A 25,478-nucleotide genomic window follows, 5' to 3' on the forward strand; every position below is an offset into this window, starting at 1 on the left:
TGTTCTTCTTTTTCTGCTTCCGATTGATTATGCCCTTGTAGTTGATTTTCACTCACCACGTATCACCCTTTCTCCAGTATCATGGAATTAGTATGAACTGGATTCTCTTATTTCATGCGAAAGAGGAGATTTGATTAAATCGACTACAAAAATAAAAAAGCCTTGCAGCGAGTGCAAGACTTTATACTTCCATGATGATTGGTAAGATCATTGGGCGGCGTTTTGTTTGCTCAAATAAAAATTGATTTAATACATCACGAATGTTTTGTTTAATAGATGACCATTCAATCGTTTGCTCTTCCATACATTTCGTTAAAATCGTTTGAACGATTTCTACCGCTTGTGCGATCAATTGTTCCGATTCGCGCACATAAACAAAACCTCTTGTAATAATTTCGGGACCTGCGACGATGCGCTTATTACTTTTGCTTAACGTAACAACGACGACTAAAATACCGTCTTGGGAAAGAAGGCGACGATCTCGTAATACAATATTTCCGACATCACCAACACCTAAACCATCAATTAAAACATTTCCAGACGGAACTTTTTGACTTGTTTTCACAGCCCCATTTTGAAATTCAATGACCTCTCCCTTATTCACGAGAAAAATATTTTTTTCTGGAACGCCAACAGATGCAGCTAGTTTCGCGTGAGCTTTTTGCCTTTTAAAATCTCCATGAATCGGGATGAAATATTTCGGTTTCATTAAGTTAAGCATTAACTTAAGTTCTTCTTGATAACCGTGACCTGAAATGTGAATATGACTATTTTTCGTTACAACGTTTGCTCCTGCTCTAAAAAGCATATCAATCGTTTTTGAAAATGTTAATTCATGCCCTTGTATTGGCGTTGAGGCAACAAGAACGGTGTCCCCTTTTTCAATATTATATTGTTTATGTGTCCCTCTCGCCATTTTTGTTAATACAGAAAGCGGTTCCCCTTTATGACTTGTTGTCATAATGATGACATTGTTTTTCGGATATTTAGAAACGTTTTGGACAGGAATCATTAAATCTTCAGATACGCTCAAATACCCTAATTTAACTGCCGTTTGTATGATGTTTACAATATTTTTACCGACAACCGCTAGTTTTCGATTGCTATTTTCTGCAGCATCAATTACTTGCTGGATGCGGTGGATGTTTGAAGCAAATAATGAGACGATGACGCGACCTTTTGCGTTGTGAACAACACTTTTAATTTCTTCACCAACAACTGCTTCAGACCCCGTATATCCTGGAATCTCCGCGTTCATGCTATCGGATAGTAAGCATAGAACGCCTTCATTTCCGATATTAGCCATCCGGCCGATATCAATGAATTGTTGTCCCACTGGCGTTTGATCAAACTTAAAATCTCCAGTATGGACAATAGCTCCCATAGATGTATGAAAGCATATGCCTACAGAGTCTGGAATGCTATGATATGTACGAAAAAATGAAACAGTTACACTTTGAAACGATAGCTTCGTTGATTCCGTGACTTCACGTAAATTCGCTTTTTCATGAAGACCATATGGCTTTAATCGTTCTTTCGCAAGGGCAAGCGTTAGCTTCGTCCCATATATCGGGACATTTAATTGTTGAATAACGTGAAAAATACCGCCGATGTGCTCATCATGTCCATGAGTTAAAAATACTGCTTTTACTCTGTCTTTATTTTCTTTTAAATAAGTAATATCCGGAATGACGACATCGATTCCAAGCATTTCATTTTCTGGATACATTAATCCGGCGTCGACAACAAAAAGATCAGAGTCGACCTCTACAACGTACATATTTTTCCCAATTTCCCCTACGCCCCCCAAGGCGATTAGTTTTATTTTCTCTGTCTTCTTCATAAGTAATGTAAGTCCTCCCTAAGTGATTAAGTCCCCGTCCAAAGTCACTTAGCACTATTATAACTGATAGTTGAAATAGAAGACAAGAAAATAATGGTTGCAAAGGGAAAAGATCATGACTGGCACCCGTATAATCTTCACATTCGTAAAGTTTGATAACTTCAGTTTACTTTATAGGATGGCACTTTTTGTTTATGTTTTTTTAGAAAAAATGCATAAAGGGCTGTCAAAAATAAGCAATGACTACCCTTTTACAGGAATACTATTTAGCTTTTTCAACTATTTCTAAAAAGACTTCTTTATTTTTATATGTATTTTTATCTAATGCATAACAAAATTCTAGGTCATCTTTGATGAAGGTAAGTGTATAAAAATGATCTTTTCCAAAATAAGCAGTTATACCATCATTCAATTTCAATTTTTCTTCTAATTCTGGGTTTGCATAAGTTATTTTGCCAATGGACCTTTTAACATAAAGTATAAAAGTTTGACTTTTTGATTTTTCTGGATCAGTCTACCATTTTAATGAAAGTTCACCATTTTCATTTATTCTACCTAATTTATAGTTGGGTTTGAATGGAGGACTCGGTATTTTGATTTTTGTATCATTAAGGTTTTCAAATTGTGAAACAGCCTTTTCAATAGATATATAACCGTCATTTTTCTTTCCTCAATTAATGTTTTAACAGTAGATTCAGCACTTAATTGTAATGAATAAGGAATTATTATTAAAAAAAATACGCAAAAAAGACTGATAATTCTTATTTTCAAAATTACCCCTCCTCGTATAGATATACATATTATTTTCATTCCCAATTATTAATATTCTTCAAAAAGCTACTTGAAAGGTGGAGAAAGCACAAGTTGTGAAGGTGGAGGAACACGTAAAAAGCGGTAAATACTCTTTCATAATTCAAAAAGGGCAATCCAATAAGTGTATTGGATGCCCTTTTTACATTACACGGCTTAGAGGTTTACTTTTAAAAGGGTGACCCTATTTGAGAAACCCCTTTTTTCATGATTTATTTTGTAAAACATCTATTAATTCGTTACGTTCCTCAGTAGATAGTGGAACGAGCGGAAGACGGACGGATCCAACGTCTAACCCTTTTAGTTGTAAAGCTGTTTTAACAGGTACAGGACTTGGTGCAGCAAAAAGCTGTTTCATCGTTGGCAGTAAACGCTGATGAAGTTGTGCTGCTTTATTCACATTTCCTTCTATAAACGCTTCCACCATTTCTTTCATCTCATCGCCAATGATGTGAGAAGCAACGGACACGACACCTTTTCCTCCAACTGACATAATCGGTAAGGTTAAGCCATCATCACCCGAATATAAGTCGAAATCATCATTTGTTTCGGAGATAATTTTCGTTATCGCCTCTAAATTGCCACTTGCCTCTTTTACGGCTACGATATTTTCAATTTCAGATAAGCGAATGACCGTTTCAGGAGCTAGTGTAGACGCTGTTCGGCCTGGTACATTGTATAACATGACAGGTAGCGTCGTGCTTTTTGCAACTGCTTTAAAATGCTCGTATAATCCTTCTTGGTTCGGTTTATTGTAATAAGGGGTTACGAGCATGATCGCGTCAACACCTGCTTCTTCGGCTTTTTTCGTTAACTCAATAGATGCATTCGTATTGTTACTTCCTGTTCCCGCAATGACAGGTACACGTTTATTGACAACGTCCACGACATGCTTAAATAACGCAATCTTTTCTTCAGATGTTAACGTTGGCGATTCTCCTGTTGTCCCAGCTACAACTAAAGAATCCGTACCATGATTCATTAAATATTCAACAAGCAAAGTTGTTTTTTCAAAGTCCATATTCCCGTTTATATCAAACGGTGTTACCATAGCGGTAGCAATCTTTCCGAATTTCATGAAATATCACACCTTATCAAATTTTTCCGAGTTCAAATGCGTCATGAAGTGCATTGACAGCATCAATCATGTCTTCTTCCTTCACTAATACCCATATTGTTGTATGGCTATCTGCAGATTGAAGAATTTGAATACCCTGTTCGGATAGTGCTGACACAATTTTCGCTGTTACACCAGGTACTCCTTGAATGGCTGCACCAACCGTGGATACTTTTGCACAGCCTCGTTTAACAACTGGAGTATAACCTAATTGTTCTAAAATCGCAATGGCTTCATTTGTTACACTTCCATTAACAGTATAAACGATACCGCTTGGCGTTATATTGAAGAAATCGACACTAATTCCATTTTTGGCCATTGCTTTAAATACTTTTGATTGAAACTCGTAGTCTCCTTCTTTTGCTTCTATTTTGATTTGCGTTACATCAGCAACATGAGCGATACCTGTTATTAAACGCTCTTTGACGTCCGCTCCTCGCTTTACTGTTTCACTTGTTGTTACGAGAGTTCCTGTCGTTTTTGAATACGTTGAACGCACGCGAAGTGGTACTTTCGCCTGCATGGCAATTTCTACAGCCCGTGGATGAATCACTTTCGCTCCTTGATAGGCCATATTGCAAATTTCTGTATAAGTGACGGTTGTTAACGGCTTCGCCGATTCAACGATTCGAGGATCAGCTGTCATAACACCTTCCACATCTGTAAAAATGTCTACGTAATCAGCTTGTATCGCTGCTCCTAATGCCGCTGCAGATGTATCGCTGCCGCCACGTCCAATCGTCGTTATATCCCCATTTCCTGCAGCACCTTGAAAGCCTGCGACAACAACGACATCATGAGTTTCTAATAACTCGATTAATCGATCACAATTCATATCAATTATTTTTGCATTCGTATGATCATTTGTCGTTAAAAAACCTGCTTGTGCACCATTTAATGCGGTTGCTTGAATCCCATTTTGCTTTAGCATACTTGTAAAGACAACAGAAGAAATGATTTCCCCACAAGATAAAAGCATATCTTGTTCACGCTTTGTGATGGACTCGCTGCCACCTTCTATTAAGCTTAATAGTGTATCTGTTGCATAAGGGTCTCCTTTACGTCCCATTGCAGAAACGACAACAACAACTTTATATCCGTCACGAATTGCATCTTGGATATGCTCTAGTGCTTTCTTTCGTCCGTTCTCATCTCGTACAGAAGTTCCTCCGAATTTTTGTACAATTTTTTTCAACTGTCCCACCTCTTCTTCTAAACTAACAGAAGAGAGTCGATAGGATTCAACTCTCTTCAAGGTCCGATTCTATAGAAGTTGTTCATTACGTTTGGAAGCTTGAAAGTGGAAATCCATTGTTATTCGAATGTTTAGCATCTATTATGTGGCTCTTTTCTAAATGATTGTCGTTATTAAGATCACTACGTTTAAATATAGGCAATCGGTGGTTCGCCGATTGCGTCACATCCCACCTCAGGAAATAATCATCACTTTTGACATAATGATTTTTGATTTATAGCAACGTAGTTTAGGAAAACAGCCATTAATTACTTAAGATACGTTTTTTCGAATTGCTTTAATACGTATATCCCCCGTCTGAACACTTCTTTATACTAAATTTAATTTCACTAAACTTTCCGCAATTTGAACTGAATTTAATGCGGCACCCTTTAATAAGTTATCAGAAACGACCCAAAGGTGGAAGCCATTTTCTTTATCTAAATCTTTTCGAATGCGACCAACAAACGTGTCATATTTCCCAACACAATTTGCTGGCATTGGATATAGCTGGTTGCTCGGATCGTCTTGAAGTGTAACACCTGGTGCATGTTGCAGCACTTCTTTAAGTGCGTTAACGGATACATCCTCGCGGTCAATTTCAATGTAAACCGATTCTGAATGACCTGTAACAACCGGTAGTCGCACACATGTAGCCGCCACTTGTAATTTTGTATCGTTCATAATCTTTTTCGTTTCATTTATCATTTTCATTTCCTCAAACGTAAAACCGTTATCTTGGAATTTATCAATTTGCGGAATCGCGTTAAAGGCGATTTGATAATGCTTTTCATCGCTTTTCACTGGCAAAATAGACGCTTTCGGCTCTTTTCCATCCAAAATATCTCTTGCTTGATTTTTTAATTCCTCAATCGCATGAGCACCTGCTCCGGAAACAGCTTGATAAGTAGAGACGATTACTTTTGATAACCCAAACGCTTTTCGTAGTGGCTCTAATGCGACAACCATTTGAATCGTTGAACAGTTTGGATTTGCGATAATGCCATTATGCCATTTTAAATCTTCTTCGTTTACTTCTGGTACAACAAGCGGCACATCTTTATCCATACGGAACGCGCTTGTATTGTCGATCACAATCGCTCCACGATTTACCGCTTCTTTTGCCAATTGCTTCGAAACAGTTCCCCCTGCACTAAAGAGAGCAATTTGAACTCCTTCAAAGCTTTCAGGTGTCGCTTCTTGAACGACAAACTCTTCCCCTTTAAATGTTAATTTCGTTCCAGCGGATCGCTTGGAAGAAAGTAATGTCAATTTTGAAATCGGAAAGTTCCGATCTTCTAACGTTTTTAACATTTGGCTACCAACTGCGCCCGTTGCACCGACAACTGCTACATGAAAACCATTTGCATTCATCTCTCTATCTCCTTCCCCATTTACTTGCCCTTTATGAATAGACTAAAATTTCATATTACGTCCTATTGTATCACAGAAGAAAATAAATGGATGAAATTTTTTATTTATGAAAGCGTTTTTTTACTACAACTTATATCTTTCAATGACAACAGGTTGGTATTGTTTATGTTCAAGGGCACATTCAACGGTTTCTTGTAATAAATCCATATAGGCAACCATCGAATTCGGTTTCTTTTCAGGTGCATCTTGCCCAAAAGGAATAAAGTAAATATTTTTTGTTGCCATAAGCCGCATTAAGTTGACGCCATTTAACCCGAGCGCATCATTCGTTGAAATACCTAATACAACAGGTCGATGATTTCTTAACGTTGCCTTTGCTGCCATTAATACAGGGGAATCGGTCATGGCATTGGCAAATTTACTCATCGAATTTCCAGTTAATGGAGCAATCACCATGCAATCTAATGGTACTTTTGGACCTAACGGTTCTGCCTTTACAATTGAATCAATCACTTCGTGTCCTGTAATTTCTTCTATTCTTTCCACCCAGTCAGCACCTTCACCAAAACGAGTTGTTGTCATTTTGACTGTGTGTGTTACAACAGGAAGTACATCCGCACCCGCATGAACGAGGCGTTCAATTTGAGGATATACTTCATCATACGTACAATGGGATCCTGTTAAACCGAACCCAATTCGTTTACCCTTTACATCCATTAGGAAGACTCCTTTCTTTTTTCTAACTCTTCAGAAAGCAACTGAGCTAACACATTTGCCAAAATTTGACCAGCCGTTTTCGGTGCTACGATTCCTGGTAATCCTGGTGCAAGAATCGCCTTAATTCCTCGTTTTTCGGCATATCGAAAATCTGTTCCCCCTGGCTTAGAAGCTAAATCGATAATTAACGTATGTGGAGGCATTTGTGATATTACTTGAGCTGTTACAATGAGATGAGGAATCGTATTGATACATACATCAACCTCTTTTACTTCGTTTGCTAACTGATTGAGATGAAATGGCTTTAACCCCATCTCCGTTATACGGGCTAGATCTTTTGACTTTCTAGCCCCAACCTTCACATGTGCCCCTAAGTTATTAAATGCACGAGCAACACTCATCCCGACACGCCCAAGCCCTAAAACGGCAACATTCGAATTATGAATCGTAAAATCTGTATGCTGAATGACCATCATAATCGTGCCTTCAACCGTAGGGATGGAATTATAAATCGCAATATCATCACGATCGAATAATTGTGTTAGTGATCGCTTCGTCTTTTTCACGAGTTCATCTAAATAATCATTACTTATTCCAGAAAAAATGGAGCAATGTTCAGGAGTTTGGGCAATGAGGTCTTCTGATAAAACAATTTCTTCATTTGAAAATACGGTATCAACATGACCGTCTATCGTTGTACCTGGAACAGGTAAAATGATGGCATCTATTTCATGAAATGGCACTTCATCTAGATTTGCTTTTGTCGCACCAGTAAAGCCGTGATCTAATTGATCAAATCCAACAAGATACAGTTTTCCATCTAACTCAACTAATTTTCTGATGACTTCTAACTGCCTGGCATCGCCACCAATGACGGCAATGCTTAATCCTGTTAACATGTTGTTATCACCTTCTTCTTTTTAAAGAAAACTAATTAATCGCCTAGAGCATACTATGTTTTGACATTCTTTTCGGTGATAAATATTTAGGCTAATGAGTCGATTCACATTGAGCAAGTATTTTAATAGACATTATTGAATTTCGTTACAGAATATTGTATACACCTAAAGCAAAGTGGTGAAAATCGATTTTTTCACACAAAAAAATGACCACGTGTTGTGGTCACTTTAAGATTCATCTATTTTTTTCATTTGTTCATCCGGTACATCTAAAATAATCATATCCGAGCCAATTTTTTGAATGTGATTCCATGGGACCCTTACTTCATGCCCTTGTTTTCTTAATCCGAACCACTTCATTGAAGGAATAATTAATGCTGTTATTTGTCCTGTCTCCTCATTTATTTCTAAATCCGTTTGCCCTAAAACACCTAGTCGTTCTGCCCGCTTTACGTCTACGATCTCTTTTCCACTTAATTCCGATAAGCGCACGATACTTCCCCCTTCCTTACAGTAAAAATATATGGTTTTGCAGACAAAAAAAATACCTGCATTTTGCAGGCATTTTTCTTAAAGAGAAGACGGCAGCTTTCCATCAGGACTAATAAGTGATATAGCAAAATGATCAGTAAACGTTTGCTGAATCATTCGATGCACACTGTCAAAATTCACATTATTAATCAGTTGAACGATTTCGTCTAAAGAACGATGGGAGCGAAGTAAAAGTTCATTTTTACCGTTTCGACTCATGCGGGAATTCGTACTTTCTAGGCTCAACATTAAATTCCCTTTAATTTGTTCTTTACTATTCACCAACTCTTTCTCTGTAATTCCATTGTTCTTCAACGAGTTAAGCGTATAATGGATTGTTTCATATAAAACATCTAGCTGATTGCTTCCTGTACCACCATATATCGTCAGCATGCCATTATCTTGATAGGATGAGTGATACGAAAAGACAGAATAAGCTAAACCTCTCTCCTCTCGCACTTCTTGAAATAATCGACTCGACATACTTCCACCTAAAATATTATTTAAAACAATCAGGCTATAAATGTCTTCTGAGCCAATTTGAATCCCGTTAAAACCGATACATAAATGCGCTTGCTCCGTATCTTTTTTTCGTGCTAATTTTTGATCCAAAAAGATAGGGGCAACATATTCTTTCTTTTCATGACCTGTTTGATACGTTCCGAAATATTTTTCAATGTCACGAATAAACGGTTCGTCAATGTTTCCAGCAACGGATATGACAACATTATCTGGTGTGTAATAGTTGTTCATATAATCACGCAATGTGTCACCTGTAAACGTTTGTAATGTTTCTTCCGTTCCTAAAATAGGGTAGCCTAAAGGGTGATTTCCATAAACCGCTTTACTTAACAGATCATGGACAATGTCATCAGGCGCATCCTCATACATTTTAATTTCTTCTAAAACAACATTTTTCTCTTTTTTTAACTCTTCTTCATCAAATGTAGAGTTAAAAAACATATCTGCAAGCACATCTAGTGCGAAGTTAGCATGTTCATCTAATACTTTTGCGTAATAGCACGTATATTCTTTTGATGTAAAGGCATTGACTTGACCACCGATACTATCAAAAGATTCAGCAATTTCTCGTGCACTCCTCGTTTTTGTCCCTTTAAAAAACATATGTTCTAAAAAATGGGAAATTCCGTTATTTTGTTCATTTTCATTTCGTGATCCTGTACCAATCCATACACCGATGGCAACGGAACGAACGGTTGGAATAGATTCTAGTACAATTCGAACTCCATTTGAACATGTATATTTTTTGATCAAACTGAGATCCCCTCTTTCTCTATATCGTTCTAGTCTTTTTATGATGGATTATCTGTTAGTGGCTCATCAATGATTCTTTCTTCGTCAAAAAGCATTGAAACGGAACCGATCGATAGTTTTTTTTGTTTTATAGAAATTATTAACGTTTCAAGGCTTTTAGCTGTTGATGATGTCGGATGCATTAAAACGATGGCACCTGGATGAATTTTGCTCATAACACGTTCCACAAGTACGTGCGGTTCAGGGCGCTGCCAGTCTATCGTATCAACGGACCACATGATCGTTTTCATTTCCATTTCATGTGCAATTTGGACGATCTCATCTCGAAAGTTGCCGCTTGGAGGTGCAAACAATGCTGGTTTTACATCTGTCGTCGCAACTATGACTTCATTTGTTTTTACTAATTGTTCGCGAACGGAAGCGGTAGGTAATTTCGCCATATTAGGATGAGTATAAGAATGGTTTCCGATTTCATGACCAGCATCAGCAATCATTTTAGCCAATTCGGGATTTTCTTTAACCCAGCGTCCTTCAAGAAAAAATGTCGCCTTTACATGATGTTTTTTTAAAGTATCGAGCATTTCCGGAATATATTCATTTCCCCATGCCACATTCACAATAAAAGATACCATTGGTTTTTCTGGATGACCACGATATATGGGAGCTGGCTTTAAATCATTTAAGTGAATGGACGGTGGAACTTGTTTGAATACTAAAAGTTTTGGGTTGAATGCACCGATCTTCTTCATTTGCTCATACGACTTTTTCACATCGACTTTAATACCATTATACCCAGGAGTCGCCTTCCAAACGTTATGTATTTCAGCATTTTTTGGTTTGATATTATATTTTTCAGCTTCGGCGACAATTTGTTCGTATAATGGATCTTTATTTACAGCAACGGTCGTACTTAGTTCTTTCATATCATTGATATAATTAGCCGTAAATGGATTGTGAATCGTATTGATGCTTATAACAAAGATAACAATAAAGCCGACCACTTGCAAAATATACCTTTGCATATACATTTCCCCCTTTTTACTTCAAAATATGTAAAAAGGGGACAAGGTAGAACTAATTCACTGTATACAGGTTGGATTTCCCGTTCGCCGTTTTATACGGATAGAAGGTATGTTTAGACTAACTTGTATACCCGGTTTAAACTTAAAAAGAAGCCAGGTTTCCCAGGCTCCGATTTTTTAAGAGTTTTGCTTCTCTTTCTGTTCCTTAAGTACCGCTTTACGGGATAAGTTCACGCGTCCTTGTTTGTCAATTTCCGTTACTTTCACTAATATTTCATCACCTATCGATACGACATCCTCTACTTTTCCAACACGCTCTTCTGCAAGTTCTGAAATATGAACAAGACCATCTTTTCCACTGAATAATTCGACGAATGCACCGAATTTCTCAATACGTTTTACTTTTCCTAAGTACATTTGTCCAACTTCTACTTCTCTTACAAGGTCTTCAATAATTTTCTTCGCTTTTTGATTCATTTTTTCATCAACAGAAGAGATGAAAATCGTTCCATCTTGCTCAATATCAATTTTAACGCCAGTTTCCTCAATAATTTTATTAATTTGTTTTCCACTCGGCCCAATGACGTCGCGTATTTTATCCGGATTAATGGCCATCGTTAATATTTTAGGTGCATATGGTGATAGCTCTTTTCTCGGTTCCGAAATGGTCGCTAACATCGATTGTAAAATTTCAAGACGACCTTTTTTCGCCTGTGTTAACGCTTCTTCTAGAATTTCACGTGAGAGTCCTTTTATTTTTATGTCCATTTGCAGCGCTGTTACACCTTTTTCAGTCCCGGCTACTTTAAAGTCCATATCACCTAACGCATCTTCCATACCTTGAATATCCGTTAATACCGAGTAGTGCTCACCAGATTTAACAAGGCCCATCGCAATACCTGCTACTGGCGCTTTAATCGGTACACCCGCGTCCATCATCGCAAGCGTTGATGCACAAATACTTGCTTGGGAAGTGGAACCGTTTGATTCTAGCACTTCCGATACTAAGCGAATCGTATATGGAAAGTCTTTCTCATCAGGAATAATCGGTTCTAATGCACGCTCACCTAATGCACCGTGTCCAATTTCACGACGACCTGGTCCACGCATCGGGCCTGTCTCTCCAACACTAAAAGAAGGGAAATTGTAATGATGCATAAAACGTTTTGATTCTTCAATGCCTAAACCATCTAAAATTTGCACATCTCCAAGTGCCCCTAAAGTACATATACTAAGCGCTTGTGTTTGCCCACGAGTAAACACGCCAGAACCATGTGTGCGTGGAAGTAAGCCTACTTGAGAGGATAATGGACGGATTTCGTCTACTTTACGTCCATCTGGGCGTACCTTTTCTTCTGTGATGAGACGACGAACTTCTTCTTTCACAAGCTTTGATAAAATTTCTTTTACTTGTTTCAGCGTGTCTTCGTCTGCTTCTTCTTCTTCAAATTTTGCCATCACTTCATTTTTTACAGCTTGAATTGCATCTTCTCGTGCATGCTTTTCATGAACTTGGATCGCAGAAAGTAAATCTTTTTCAGCCATTGTACGAACTTTTTGTTCGATTTCAGCATCTAATTCATACAATTGGACTTCCATTTTTTCTTTCCCAACTTTTGAAACAACTTCCTCTTGAAACGCAATAAGGCGTTTAATTTCTTCATGACCAAACATAATCGCTTGAAGCATCGTTTCTTCTGGAACTTCATCCGCTCCAGCTTCTACCATGTTAATAGCATCTTTTGTACCCGCAACAACGAGATGAATATCACTTCTTTCCATTTGCTCAACAGTCGGATTAATAACAAAGTCTCCATCAACACGACCGACCGTCACACCAGCGATTGGCCCTTCAAACGGAATGTCGGATACGGATAATGCGAGGGAAGACCCAAACATCGCTGCCATTTCAGAAGAACAATCTTGGTCGACACTCATAACCATACTGACAACTTGAACCTCATTACGAAAACCATCTGCAAACAATGGACGAATAGGACGATCGATTAAACGGCTCGCTAATATAGCTTTTTCACTCGGACGCCCTTCACGTTTAATAAATCCCCCAGGAATTTTTCCGACAGCATATAAACGTTCTTCGTAGTTCACTGTCAATGGGAAGAAGTCCACTGCCTTTGGCTCTTTTGACGCGGTAGCTGTTGATAATACGACCGTATCACCGTACCTGATTAACACGGCTCCATTTGCTTGTTTTGCTAATTGACCGATTTCCACCGAAAGCGTTCTACCAGCCCACTCGATGGAAAAGACCTGTTTTTCTTGCTCCATAAAAACTTGACTCCTCTCTTACATATGTAAACATTCATTATATTCTATTATGGACTAATTTATTTCAACATATCAATTAGAAACGTATATGTAAATAAAGAATATGAATTTTAATACACTAAAAAAGCGGGAAAATCTCCCGCTTTTTTTCATTATCGACGTAAACCTAGTTTGTTAATTAATTCACGATAACGCGCAACATCTTTGTTACGTAAGTAAGTTAGTAAATTACGACGTTTACCAACCATTTTTAATAGACCACGACGAGAATGATGGTCTTTTTTGTGCGTACGTAAATGATCGTTTAATGTGTTAATTTGTTCCGTAAGGATAGCGATCTGTACTTCTGGAGAACCTGTATCAGACTCATGAGTTTTAAACTCATTAATGATTGCGTTTTTACGCTCTTGTGTTAATGCCATCCTTTTCACCTCCTAATCATTGATAATCCCCAATTACCGAGCAATCGTTGGTGATTCGAATTGCCAAGCAATGGTTAAAAGCCACGATATTTATTATATAAAATACATACATAAAATGCAAGGTTTTTCATATGAATTCTAGAAAAAATCGTTCTGCTTCCTTCTTATCTTGCTGTATTTGCTGAATTAATTGTTCGACATTTGCAAATTTTTGCTCACTGCGAATGCGCTTATGCCACTTTAATGTTATTTCTTTTCCGTAAATTTCACGTTCAAATTGAAAAATATGCACTTCAACACTTGGACGTTCAGGCTTTTTATGATGGAACGTCGGCTTATACCCAATGTTACAAACACCTGAATACGCCCCTTTTTGACCATCTATTTCCACTGTTACAGCGTAAACGCCAGAAGGTGGGATGAAAACATCTTCAGGCACCTCTACATTTGCCGTTGGAAATCCAATGGTCCGGCCTCTCTTCTCGCCATGAATGACAGTGCCAGTCGTTTCATGAGGTCTTCCTAACAAATGTTTAGCATACTGGACATCTCCGCTTCGTAAAACGTTTCGAATAAGCGTTGAACTAATTTTTCGATCATGGTCGGTTTGTTTTTCAACAACCGTTTGTGTAAATTTTTCACGTGAATGAAAAGGTAATGTCTCCATCGTCCCTTTTCCTAACTTTCCATATGTAAAATCAAAACCAGCGACAACATGTTGTACGTTTAAACCGATAATGTATTCATCAACAAATTGCTGTGGCAAGAGCGCCGCAAATGGTTTTGTAAATTCTACGACAAATAAATAGTCAATCCCCAATTGCTCTATCAGTTTTTCTTTAACTTTTAATGGTGTAATGTATTCCATTTTCGTAACATCTTCACGTAATACAACGGATGGATGGGGATCAAACGTCATGACCGCACTATTTAGCATGAGTTCGTTTGCTATTTTCTTTGCTGTTCGTATTACTTTTTGATGGCCTTTATGCACCCCATCAAAATACCCGAGCGCCATAACAATTGGCGAGAGTTCGTTTACGCGTAGCTGGTGAGGATGCGTCAACCTAATCGTTTTCACGAGCGTTCCCCTCTTCTTTATCATTCGATTCTTTTTACCCTTCTAACAACACTTTCTCCGGTTTGATGAATCCTGCCTTTGTCGGATGTTTTTTATATAGAGCGATACATTCATCTTGATAAATGACGACAAATCGTTCTTCATGAAGATCTTTCATTTCATCTGGCATTGGTAATACTGCCCCATTTTTCACTTTCTCTGCTAATGTATCATTAATTGTCCATTTCGGCAAATCATTTAAGGCTTGACAAATGGATAAAAATCCATTTTCAAATCGACCTTTTTCTAGAAACTGTTCAATTTCAGAAAAATGAAGACAGTCTTGTAAAGAAAACACCCCCGATTGTGTCCGTACTAAATGAGACATATGGGCTGGGTATCCTAGTTTTTCGCCAATCATAACCGCTAATGTCCGGATGTACGTTCCTTTTGAACATGACACGTCTATTTTAAATGAGACTTTTCCTTCCTGATGACACACATCAGATAGTAAATTCATTTCATAAATTGTAACCGTTCTCGTTGGACGTTCAACGTCAATACATTCTCGTGCATACTCGTATAGCTTTTTTCCATTTACTTTGACCGCAGAGTACATAGGTGGTGTTTGCTTAATGTTTCCTGTTAAATCATGTAACACGGATAACACATCGTCTGTTGATAACGAAGGATTCACTTTTTTTTCTTGGATGATTTCACCTGAAGCGTCCTCTGTTGTCGTCGCGATGCCAAGTGTTACTTCTGCTACATACGTTTTTTTTGAGGCCGTTAAATATTGAGCAATTTTCGTTGCTTTCCCGATACAGATTGGTAATACACCAGACACATCCGGATCTAACGTACCTGTATGTCCCACTTTTTTCGTATGAAAAAGCTTACGTACTTTGTTCACACAGTCGTGAGATGTCATTCCGCTAGGTTTATGTAAAAGTAAAACCCCATTCATCCCTTTTATCCTCCTTTTATCGCTGTTTTCACTTTGATACAAAAAGAAGGTGACCTTTTTTCTTCTCCACGATGAGACGGAAGGTCACCTTCATAAATCGGTCTATTCAGCCGAAAATTTGATTAAATGGTCATGTTTTTTAAAAATAAATTGTCAGTACAATTCCCTCTATATGGTGGAATTATTCATCAAAATGCTGCTTTTCTTTATTTAATTCATGAATTAAAGTCTCAATTCGATTTCCATAGTCAATGGATTCATCAAATTCAAAGTGAATTTCTGGCGTTTTACGCAAACGAATACGCTGACCAATTTCTGAACGAATAAAGCCTTTTGCTTTTGCCAATCCCTTTAATGTATTTTCTTTTTGTTCCTCATTGCCAAGAACCGAAATATACACTTTTGCTATTTGTAAATCACCCGAAACACGAACGTCCGTCACGGTTACAAATCCGATTCTTGGGTCTTTTATTTTCCTACCAATAATGTCGCTTAACTCTTTTTTCATTTGTTCTCCGACACGATTTGAACGTAAACTCACCTAATTCACCCCATTTTATAACCACTCGAATGTCGTCGCTGTTCTTTCTATTTCCGGAAATGAGTCAATCAATTTTAACGCTTCGTTAAGCTCATTTTCCGTAATGGAACGGTTGGAGGATATCATTACAAGTCCAATTTTCGTTCGTTGCCAAACATTTTGATGATCCATTTCAGCTACCGAAATATTAAACTTATTTTTAATCCTCATCATAATTCTTTGTAAAACTGCGCGCTTTTCTTTCAATGATTGGGCATCATATATCAAGCACTCACATTCTACAAACCCGATCATTTACGCTTAATTTCCTCCATAATGTAAGCTTCGATGATGTCTCCTTCTTTAATATCATTATAGTTTTTAATGGTAATACCACATTCGTATCCTTGGTTTACTTCTTTAACATCATCTTTGTATCGTTTTAGTGCATCAATCGCGCCTTCAAAGATAACAATACCGTCACGAATCAGACGAATTCCGCTATCACGTGTTACAGAACCATCCGTCACATAACATCCGGCAATTGTACCAACTTTTGATACTTTAAACGTTTGGCGAACTTCCACTTGACCGATCACTTTTTCTTCAAATTCAGGATCAAGCATCCCTTTCATGGCAGCTTCAATTTCTTCAATGACTTTGTAAATGATACGGTGTAAACGGATATCAACATCTTCAGCCTCTGCTGTACGTTTTGCATTCACATCAGGGCGAACATTAAATCCAATGACGATTGCGTTTGAAGCGGATGCTAAAATGATATCTGACTCCGTAATCGCGCCAACACCTGTATGAATGATTTTGACTTTGACACCTTCAACATCAATTTTTTGAAGCGCAGCAGCTAATGCCTCAACAGAACCTTGAACATCTGCCTTTACAATGATGTTGATTTCTTTTACATCACCTTGTTTAATTTGTTCAAACAAATCATCAAGGCTAAGTTTTGCTTTTTCACTTCGTTGCTGTTCAAGTTGTTTTTGTGCACGTGCTTCCCCAACTTGTCGCGCTTTTTTCTCATCTTCAAATACCATAAAGCGGTCACCAGCAAGTGGAACATCATTTAATCCTGTAATCTCAACTGGTGTAGATGGTCCCGCTACTTTTACCCGTCTGCCGATATCATTAACCATCGCTCGAACACGACCGTACGTGTTTCCAACAACGATTGGGTCTCCAACTTTTAATGTTCCATTTTGAACGAGCAATGTTGCAACAGATCCACGACCTTTGTCTAACTCTGCTTCAACGACTGTACCAATCGCTAATCGGTTTGGATTTGCTTTATATTCCTCTACTTCACTGACGAGAAGAATCATTTCTAATAACTCATCAATTCCGTCACCTGTTAAGGCTGATATCGGAACGAAAATCGTATCTCCGCCCCAATCTTCTGGAATTAGACCATGTTCTGTTAACTCTTGCATAACGCGGTCTGGATTAGCTGTTGGTTTATCCATTTTGTTTACCGCGACAATAATTGGAACTTCCGCAGCCTTAGCGTGGTTAATCGCTTCAATCGTTTGCGGCATCACTCCATCATCAGAAGCCACAACTAAAATCGTAATATCGGTTACTTGTGCGCCGCGTGCACGCATCGTTGTGAACGCTGCGTGTCCTGGTGTATCTAAAAAAGTGATTTTTTTGTCGTTTACTTCTACTTGGTAAGCACCAATATGCTGCGTAATGCCACCTGCTTCACCATGAGCAACTTTCGTTTTACGAATGGAGTCAAGCAATGTCGTTTTACCGTGGTCAACATGCCCCATGATTGTGACAATTGGTGGACGGATTGTTAAATTTTCTTCATCGTCCTCCACTTCATATTTTTCAAACTCCGTTACATCAAAAATGATTTCTTCTTCTACTTCAACACCGTATTCAGAAGCAATTAATTCAATCGTATCTTTGTCTAATTCTTGGTTAATTGTTGCCATAACGCCTAGCATCATTAATTTTTTAATAATTTCAGAAGGCTCTTTTCCTAACTTTTCAGCCAACTCCCCAACTGTTAACGATTCTGTAAACGTAATTTTTTCAGGAAGCTCTTTCTTCGGTGCTGTTTTTGGCGCATGCATTTGTTTATTGTTTTTCTTATTTTGTTTATTCTTTTTGTTGTTTTTATTTACTGATTTATGATCTTGTTTATTTTTGTTTTTTGTCGATGTATTTGTCATATTCTCCCCATTATTTCGTTGTTTTTTTTCGGTCTTTTCGATTTTTGTTTCCTTTGAATTAGATGAGTACAATTGTTTATTTAGGCGTTCAACAACTGCATCATCAATCATTGACATATGGTTTGAAACGTCAACGTTCATATTCTTTAATGTTTGAATCACTTCTTTACTAGAAATATTTTTTTGTTTGGCATATTCATATACTCTCATTTTAGCCATGCGTTCACCCCCACAAAATTTATTCGAGCATTGTACGTAATTTCGTTGCAAATCCTTCATCTGTAACGGCTACAACTACTCGACTGTCCTTTCCAATCGCTTTTCCAAGCGTGTAGCGGTCGTCTACAAATACTACAGGGACGTTGTAGTACTGACATTTATCTGTCACTTTTTTATTCGTATTATCGGATGCATCTTGAGAGAGAAGAACTAACTTTGCTCGTGCATTTCTCACTTCTTTTATGACGAGATCTTCCCCTGAAATCACTTTTTGAGCTCGATTAGCCAACCCTAAAAATTGCGTCCAGTTCGATTGTTTCATCTAAGAATCCCTCTTTTTATCAGCGAGCTCAATAAGCTCTTCATAAACGGATTGAGGAACGTCTGCTTTTAAATGGTTTGCTAAAATATTTTTCTTTTGAGCTTTTAAGATACATTCTTTCTCTAACGTTAGATAAGCACCGCGACCGTTCTTTTTGCCCGTCAAATCGATGGAAACGTCGCCTTCTTTAGATCGGACCACTCGTACAAGCTCTTTTTTCGGTTTCATTTCACCGGTTGCGACACATTTTCGCAAAGGGACTTTTTTTGCCTTTGTCATGTAAACCACCTCTATTCGTCGTCTTCTTCCGTTCGATCTTCGAATAGCGGAATGTCGTTCTCTTCACGAGGGAACAAACCTGCTTCTCTCGCATCAGATTCACTTTTAATATCAATTTTCCAATTTGTTAATTTCGCTGCTAACCGGGCATTTTGACCACGTTTACCAATAGCAAGAGATAATTGATAATCAGGTACGATAACCGTTGTTGCTTTTTCTTCTTCATCGACAATGACATCTAGCACTTTTGAAGGACTTAACGCATTTGCTACAAATTCGACTGGGTCTTTTGACCAACGAACGATATCAATTTTTTCACCTTTTAATTCGTTCACAATCGTTTGCACACGTTGTCCTTTTGGTCCTACACATGATCCGACTGGATCTACTTCTGGATTGTCTGAGTAAACGGAAATTTTCGAGCGGTCACCCGCTTCCCGAGCGACAGATTTAATTTCAACTGTACCATCGTATATTTCAGGAACTTCAATTTCAAACAAACGTTTGAGCAAACCAGGATGCGTACGAGAGACAAAGATTTGAGGACCTTTCGTTGTTTTTTCAACCTTTGTAATATACACTTTAATGCGATCATGTGGTTGATACGTTTCATGTGGCATTTGCTCACTAACTGGCAAAAGTGCCTCAATTTTTCCAAGGCTCACATAAATAAACTTAGAGTCGATTCGTTGAACGATCCCGGTCATAATATCTTCTTCACGATCAATGAATTCTGAATAAATGATCCCGCGCTCTGCTTCGCGTACACGCTGTGTAACAACTTGCTTCGCTGTTTGAGCAGCAATGCGTCCAAAGTCACGTGGTGTCACTTCAATTTCGACCGTATCTTCAAGCTCATAGTTCGGATTGATGGTCTTTGCCTCGTCTAAAGAAATTTCTAAACGTGGGTCAAACACTTCTTCCACGACCTCTTTTCTCGCAAAAACACGCATTGAACCTGTTTCGCGATTAAAATCAACACGGACATTTTGGGCTTGATTAAAGTTGCGCTTATAAGCAGAGATTAACGCTGCTTCAATCGCTTCAATAATGACTTCTTTCCCTATGCCCTTTTCTTTTTCCAATATGGTTAGGGCATCTAATAATTCACTGCTCATTGAATGGTTTTCCCCCTTAAAGTGCAAATATAGTTAAAAGTTGAACGAAACAGCTAACCTAGCTTTTGCTATTTTTTCATAAGGTATTGTCACTTCTTTTATTCTTGTTTTAATTTTTATGTTCAATGTGACATGCGTACCGTCAAAGCTTGTTAATTCCCCTTCAAATTGCTTTTCACCATCAATCGGTTCGTATGTTTTGATCGCTACATTTTTTCCGATTGATTTTTCAAAGTCACGAGCATTTTTTAAAGGTCGCTCCGCACCTGGTGATGAAACTTCCAGAAAATAATTATATGGAATCGGATCAAGCTCATCTAATTTTTCTCCTAGTCGTTCACTAAGCTGTCCACATTCTTCAATGTCGACACCTGTTTCAGAGTCAATAAACACTCGTAAAAAGTAATTTTTTCCTTCTTTCACATACTCAATATCGACTAATTCTAGTTTCATTTCTTCTACAATTGGGGTTACAAGCTCTCGAACAATGTCTGTAATACGTTTACTCATCCTTTTCCTCCTCATATTCCGAGACCTTAATAGTGTTGAAAATCCCTGCCTCAGGGAGCAGGGAGTATGTATAAGTTCGAAGGATTTAAGGCGATACACTCAAAATTCCTTACAAAAATGTTTACTCAATAGGAAAGAGTGGGTTTCCCCACTCTTTTCCCGTTACCCGTTAGCATTTCCATATTGACTATACCATAACTATAGTTTGATTGCAAATTATACGAAAAGCACAAAGAGCCTCAATTGCGACTAACTGTTGCCCGCTCTGTTAAGCAACGTCGCAATGTCGCCATCCTAGCTCCGCGACAACCAGCCGGCTAGAAGGTTGCTTTTCACCTTCTGGAGGACCCTCTTTACATCTCGCCTGAAACTGGACACTGAAGACTCCATTAATCCCAGAAAACCATATCAAAATGATATAAAGTTTGATATTAGAACAAAGATAGCTGGTTCTCTTCCGGTAATGAAGTTAAACAGCCGTGATTATCTAAATATTCAAGAATGGTTTTAGAAATGCGGCTTCGTTCACGCAAATCTTGTTTCGATAAAAATTCGCCTTCTTCACGAGCTTTCACGATATTTAACGCAGCGTTCGTTCCTAATCCAGGGATGGAGTTAAATGGCGGGATAAGTGAATCCCCATCAATAATAAATTCCGCTGCACTTGAGCGATACAAATCTACTTTTTGGAATGAAAAGCCGCGCTCACACATTTCAAGTGACATTTCAAGTACTGTTAACAAACTCTTTTCTTTCGGCGAAGCTTCTAAACCCTTCGCATTAATTTCTTCGATTTTGGCTCGAATTGCCGTAGACCCTTTAATCATTGTCTCGATATCAAAATCATCGGCACGAACGGTAAAATAAGTTGCATAATATAAAAGCGGGAAATGTACTTTAAAGTAAGCAATTCGCACAGCCATTAATACGTAAGCTGTAGCATGGGCTTTCGGGAACATGTATTTTATTTTTTTACAAGAATCAATATACCAATCTGGTACACCGTTTTTCCTCATTTCCTCTTCCCACTCTGGGGTAAGCCCTTTTCCTTTACGAACAAACTCCATAATTTTAAAGGCAAGAGAAGGTTCAAGTCCTTGATAGATTAAATAGACCATAATATCGTCACGACAGCCGATTACTTCACTTAACGTACATGTACCATCTTGAATGAGCTCTTGAGCATTTCCGAGCCAAACATCTGTACCGTGGGACAGCCCTGAAATTTGCACGAGTTCAGAGAACGTTGTCGGTCGTGTATCTTCAAGCATTTGCCTTACGAATCGGGTACCGAATTCAGGAATTCCAAGCGTCCCTGTTTTACACATGATTTGCTCTTCTGTTACACCTAATGAATCGGTACCGCTAAAGATTTTCATCACTTCAGGATCATCTGTCGGAATCGTTTTCGGATCAATTCCACTTAAATCTTGAAGCATACGAATAACGGTCGGGTCATCGTGTCCTAATATATCTAATTTTAACAAATTGTCATGAATTGAATGGAAGTCAAAATGGGTTGTTTTCCACTCCGCACTTGTATCGTCTGCTGGATATTGAATAGGTGAGAAATCATAAATATCCATATAATCCGGGACAACAATAATTCCTCCAGGGTGCTGTCCACTTGTTCGCTTTACCCCCGTACATCCTTGAACGAGACGATCGACTTCCGCACCGCGCATATGAATGTTATGATCATTTGCGTAGCCTCGTACGTAACCAAACGCTGTCTTTTCAGCAACCGTACCGATTGTCCCAGCACGATATACATTATCTTCACCGAATAATACTTTCGTATAGTTATGGGCTCGTGGCTGGTAGTCTCCTGAGAAGTTTAAATCGATATCAGGTACTTTATCTCCTTTAAACCCTAAGAACGTCTCAAATGGAATATCATGTCCATCTTTATTATACATTGCTCCACAATTCGGGCATTGTTCATCAGGTAAATCATATCCTGAGCCGACGGAGCCATCATTGAAAAACTTAGAATGTTTACAATCTGGACAAACGTAATGTGGCGGCAGCGGGTTTACTTCCGTAATTTCTGTCATTGTCGCAACGAAGGAAGAACCGACGGAACCACGAGAACCAACTAAGTAGCCATCATCTAGAGACTTTTTAACAAGCTTATGAGAAATTAAATAAATAACGGCAAACCCATGACCAATAATACTTTTTAATTCTTTCTCAAGACGGGCTTCCACAATTTCTGGCAATGGATCACCATAAATACTTTTTGCACGATTGTAACTCATTTGCCGAATTTCCTCTTCGGCCCCTTCGATTTTCGGTGTATATAAGTCATCTTTAATCGGTTTTACATCACCGATTAAAGAAGCAATGTATTGAGAGTTTTGAACAACGACTTCCTTCGCTTTCTCTTCACCTAAAAATTGAAAACAATGAAGCATTTCATCCGTTGTTCGAAAATGAACATCTGGTAATGAATGGCGATTTAATGGATTCGCACCACCTTGTGAAGAAATTAAAATTTTACGATAAATTTTATCTTCTTTATTTAAATAATGTACGTTTCCTGTTGCAACGACAGGAATCTGCAACTTTTCGCCTAGCTTGACGATATTTTTAAGAATATCTCTTAATGCCGCTTCATTTTTTACAAGCTCAAGCTCAATGAGATGATTGTATACTTCCGGTGGATGAATTTCTAAATAATCATAAAAGGCTGCGATTTCTTCCACTTCATCCGGGGACTTTTGCATCATTCCTTCAAAAACTTCTCCTTTATCGCACGCTGAACCGATCAAAATTCCTTCACGGTATTTATTTAAAATTGAGCGAGGAATTCTTGGTACACGGTAAAAATATTCAATATGAGATAAGGAAACGAGCTTAAATAAATTTTTCAGTCCGACTTCGTTTTTAGCAAGTAAAATGGCGTGGGACGGACGCGAACGTTTGTAGGCTTTGGCATCACCAAGTTTGTAATTCATTTCATCATGAAACGTTACTCCGTGCTCTTTTACGTCTTTAAGCATTTTAATTAATAAATACCCTGTTGCTTCAGCATCATATATCGCACGGTGATGCTGAGTTAATTCAATATCAAATTTCTTACATAATGTATTTAATCGGTGGTTTTTAAATTCCGGGTATAAAGAACGCCCAAGTTCTAACGTATCAATGACGCCATTATTAGCCTTTTTTTCTCCTAATAAACGTTTATACCCTACATTTAAAAACCCCATATCAAAGCTTGCATTATGGGCAACGAAAATACTGTCTTCCGCCCATTCTTTAAAATTCCGTAAGACGACCTCAACATCTGGTGCATTTTTTACCATATCATCTGTAATCCCCGTCAGTTCAATCGTCGTTGCCGATAATGGTTCGTGCGGATTGGCAAATGACTCAAATCGGTCAATGATTTCACCGTTTCGAATTTTGACAGCCGCAAGTTCAATAATCGTGTCGTATACAGCAGACAAACCGGTTGTCTCAACATCAAAAACGACGTATGTTGCATCTTCTAATGATAGATTTTTCTCGTTGTAGGCGATACGAACACCATCATCGACAATATTTGCTTCTACTCCATAAATCATTTTAATGTCATGTTTTTTACTTGCCGAATACGCCTCTGGGAACGATTGAACGACAGCATGGTCAGTCAAGGCTATCGCCTCATGACCCCATTTCTTTGCTTGTTCAATTAATCTAGAAATAGACGTCACTGCATCCATCTGACTCATTGGAGAGTGGGCATGTAATTCGACCCTCTTTTCCCCTTCTTGCGCTGTATCTTCTCGTACATTCGCTTTGATTTCATTGATATCGTTCGCAATCATAACTAGATCACGTACGAACGTATCATTTTGAATGCTCCCTCGAACTTTTAACCACATACCTTTTTTAATAGATCCAAGTAAGACGGCATCCTCTTTATCTCTTGCAAACATTTTAATAAGAATGGAATTCGTATAATCGGTTATTTTGAACGTGCATAGCGTTCTTCCACTCTTCAATTCTCTCGTTTCCACATCAAAGACGTAGCCTTGTACAACTACTCTTCTTTCTTCTTCAATTATGCTATTTAACGTTCGAATTTCTTCTTCCGGTTTAATTGGATAGCCGATCGTTAGCGGACCAGATGGTTGTTCAATCTCTTCATCTTTCGCTTTTTCACATTTTTCCATTTCCGTAATCGCCTGAACGACCCTTTCTTCATCTTCTTTCCGTTTTTGCTCCCTGAACTTTCGAATTTCCTCATCTGAAACGTTAATTTCCGTATCGATTTGAAAAGAAGGGAAGCCATACGATTCATATATATCGCGAATGAGTGAGCCATATTTTTTCTTAATAGCTTGTGATTCCGTATCATTTCTCGTACTTACAATTAATTTCAATCCGGCTACAGAAGGTGTTTGGTTTGATAATAAGGACAATATCGGTGGCGAAATCCCGTCTATTTCTTGTATACAAAGAGGCCAATATGCTTGAATGAGTGATTCATCTGCCTCGGAATTTGCGACTTGAAAAGAAAAATGAACATTAGCAATGTGAGAAAAAGCCTTTATTAATCGTCCCTTAAATAACTGAAACACATCATATGGTAAAATTTGTTGAAGAACAAATTGAAAATGCCATGATTTTCTCTGTTTATGAACCGTTAATTTTTTGATCGCACCGTCTTGAAAATAAGGTGCGATTTCATCCGTTGTTAAACCAATTTGCTGGAGCAGGAGTCGAAATCGTTCCTTTTGTTCTGTCTGTAATTGTTCCATA

Annotated in this window: 21 protein-coding genes; all 21 read right to left on the minus strand. The window is 38.1% G+C overall.

The features are described 5' to 3' along the window. Positions 1–181: 181 nt before the first annotated feature. A complete protein-coding gene (locus MLD65_RS00110; protein ID WP_243289822.1) occupies positions 182–1,843 on the minus strand; it encodes a ribonuclease J in 1,662 nt (553 codons plus the stop codon). Between the two features lie 1,015 nt (positions 1,844–2,858). Further along, a complete protein-coding gene (gene dapA, locus MLD65_RS00115) occupies positions 2,859–3,731 on the minus strand; it encodes a 4-hydroxy-tetrahydrodipicolinate synthase (protein WP_243289823.1) in 873 nt (290 codons plus the stop codon). Between the two features lie 16 nt (positions 3,732–3,747). Continuing rightward, positions 3,748–4,965 (minus strand): aspartate kinase, encoded by a 1,218-nt coding sequence (gene dapG, locus MLD65_RS00120; RefSeq protein WP_243289824.1) that lies wholly within the window; start codon positions 4,963–4,965, stop codon positions 3,748–3,750. Between the two features lie 369 nt (positions 4,966–5,334). Beyond that, positions 5,335–6,378 (minus strand): aspartate-semialdehyde dehydrogenase, encoded by a 1,044-nt coding sequence (gene asd, locus MLD65_RS00125; protein ID WP_243289825.1) that lies wholly within the window; start codon positions 6,376–6,378, stop codon positions 5,335–5,337. A gap of 123 nt (positions 6,379–6,501) precedes the next feature. Beyond that, a complete protein-coding gene (gene dpaB, locus MLD65_RS00130) occupies positions 6,502–7,095 on the minus strand; it encodes a dipicolinate synthase subunit B (RefSeq protein WP_243289826.1) in 594 nt (197 codons plus the stop codon). Continuing rightward, entirely contained in the window at positions 7,095–7,994 is a 900-nt protein-coding gene (gene dpaA, locus MLD65_RS00135; RefSeq protein WP_243289827.1) for a dipicolinic acid synthetase subunit A, read from the minus strand. Before dpaA ends, dpaB begins: the two co-directional genes overlap by 1 nt. A 228-nt stretch (positions 7,995–8,222) precedes the next feature. Beyond that, entirely contained in the window at positions 8,223–8,486 is a 264-nt protein-coding gene (locus MLD65_RS00140) for a YlmC/YmxH family sporulation protein (protein ID WP_243289828.1), read from the minus strand. A gap of 78 nt (positions 8,487–8,564) precedes the next feature. After that, positions 8,565–9,800 carry a M16 family metallopeptidase gene (locus tag MLD65_RS00145; RefSeq protein WP_243289829.1) on the minus strand — a complete coding sequence of 412 codons (1,236 nt, stop codon included), beginning with the start codon at positions 9,798–9,800 and terminating at the stop codon, positions 8,565–8,567. A gap of 38 nt (positions 9,801–9,838) precedes the next feature. Beyond that, on the minus strand, positions 9,839–10,822 hold the full coding sequence (locus MLD65_RS00150) for a polysaccharide deacetylase family protein (protein ID WP_243289830.1): 984 nt from the start codon (positions 10,820–10,822) through the stop codon (positions 9,839–9,841). A 177-nt stretch (positions 10,823–10,999) separates the two neighbouring features. Continuing rightward, positions 11,000–13,111, minus strand: a complete 2,112-nt coding sequence (gene pnp, locus MLD65_RS00155; protein WP_243289831.1) for a polyribonucleotide nucleotidyltransferase — start codon at positions 13,109–13,111, stop codon at positions 11,000–11,002. A 152-nt stretch (positions 13,112–13,263) separates the two neighbouring features. Next, entirely contained in the window at positions 13,264–13,533 is a 270-nt protein-coding gene (gene rpsO / locus MLD65_RS00160) for a 30S ribosomal protein S15 (RefSeq protein WP_243289832.1), read from the minus strand. A gap of 127 nt (positions 13,534–13,660) precedes the next feature. Then, entirely contained in the window at positions 13,661–14,614 is a 954-nt protein-coding gene (ribF, locus tag MLD65_RS00165; RefSeq protein WP_243289833.1) for a bifunctional riboflavin kinase/FAD synthetase, read from the minus strand. Positions 14,615–14,648: 34 nt separating this feature from the next. After that, complete coding sequence (gene truB, locus MLD65_RS00170; RefSeq protein WP_243289834.1) at positions 14,649–15,560, minus strand: tRNA pseudouridine(55) synthase TruB; 912 nt, start codon at positions 15,558–15,560, stop codon at positions 14,649–14,651. A gap of 181 nt (positions 15,561–15,741) precedes the next feature. After that, complete coding sequence (rbfA, locus tag MLD65_RS00175; RefSeq protein WP_243289835.1) at positions 15,742–16,101, minus strand: 30S ribosome-binding factor RbfA; 360 nt, start codon at positions 16,099–16,101, stop codon at positions 15,742–15,744. Positions 16,102–16,116: 15 nt separating this feature from the next. Further along, positions 16,117–16,395 (minus strand): DUF503 domain-containing protein, encoded by a 279-nt coding sequence (locus tag MLD65_RS00180; RefSeq protein WP_243289836.1) that lies wholly within the window; start codon positions 16,393–16,395, stop codon positions 16,117–16,119. After that, a complete protein-coding gene (gene infB / locus MLD65_RS00185) occupies positions 16,392–18,497 on the minus strand; it encodes a translation initiation factor IF-2 (protein WP_243289837.1) in 2,106 nt (701 codons plus the stop codon). The genes MLD65_RS00180 and infB overlap by 4 nt, the downstream gene beginning before the upstream one ends. A 19-nt stretch (positions 18,498–18,516) precedes the next feature. After that, positions 18,517–18,819, minus strand: a complete 303-nt coding sequence (locus MLD65_RS00190; protein ID WP_243289838.1) for a YlxQ family RNA-binding protein — start codon at positions 18,817–18,819, stop codon at positions 18,517–18,519. After that, entirely contained in the window at positions 18,820–19,098 is a 279-nt protein-coding gene (gene rnpM / locus MLD65_RS00195) for an RNase P modulator RnpM (RefSeq protein WP_243289839.1), read from the minus strand. Between the two features lie 11 nt (positions 19,099–19,109). Continuing rightward, the gene (gene nusA / locus MLD65_RS00200; RefSeq protein ID WP_243289840.1) at positions 19,110–20,216 is read right to left on the minus strand and encodes a transcription termination factor NusA; all 1,107 of its coding nucleotides are present in this window, start codon (positions 20,214–20,216) and stop codon (positions 19,110–19,112) included. Positions 20,217–20,249: 33 nt separating this feature from the next. Beyond that, the gene (rimP, locus tag MLD65_RS00205; RefSeq protein WP_243289841.1) at positions 20,250–20,726 is read right to left on the minus strand and encodes a ribosome maturation factor RimP; all 477 of its coding nucleotides are present in this window, start codon (positions 20,724–20,726) and stop codon (positions 20,250–20,252) included. Between the two features lie 431 nt (positions 20,727–21,157). Beyond that, positions 21,158–25,477, minus strand: a complete 4,320-nt coding sequence (locus MLD65_RS00210) for a PolC-type DNA polymerase III (RefSeq protein ID WP_243289842.1) — start codon at positions 25,475–25,477, stop codon at positions 21,158–21,160. Position 25,478: the final 1 nt, after the last annotated feature.

Origin of the sequence: Bacillus sp. FJAT-47783, assembly GCF_022808615.1 — a bacterium.
Lineage (GTDB): Bacteria > Bacillota > Bacilli > Bacillales > Aeribacillaceae > Bacillus_BZ.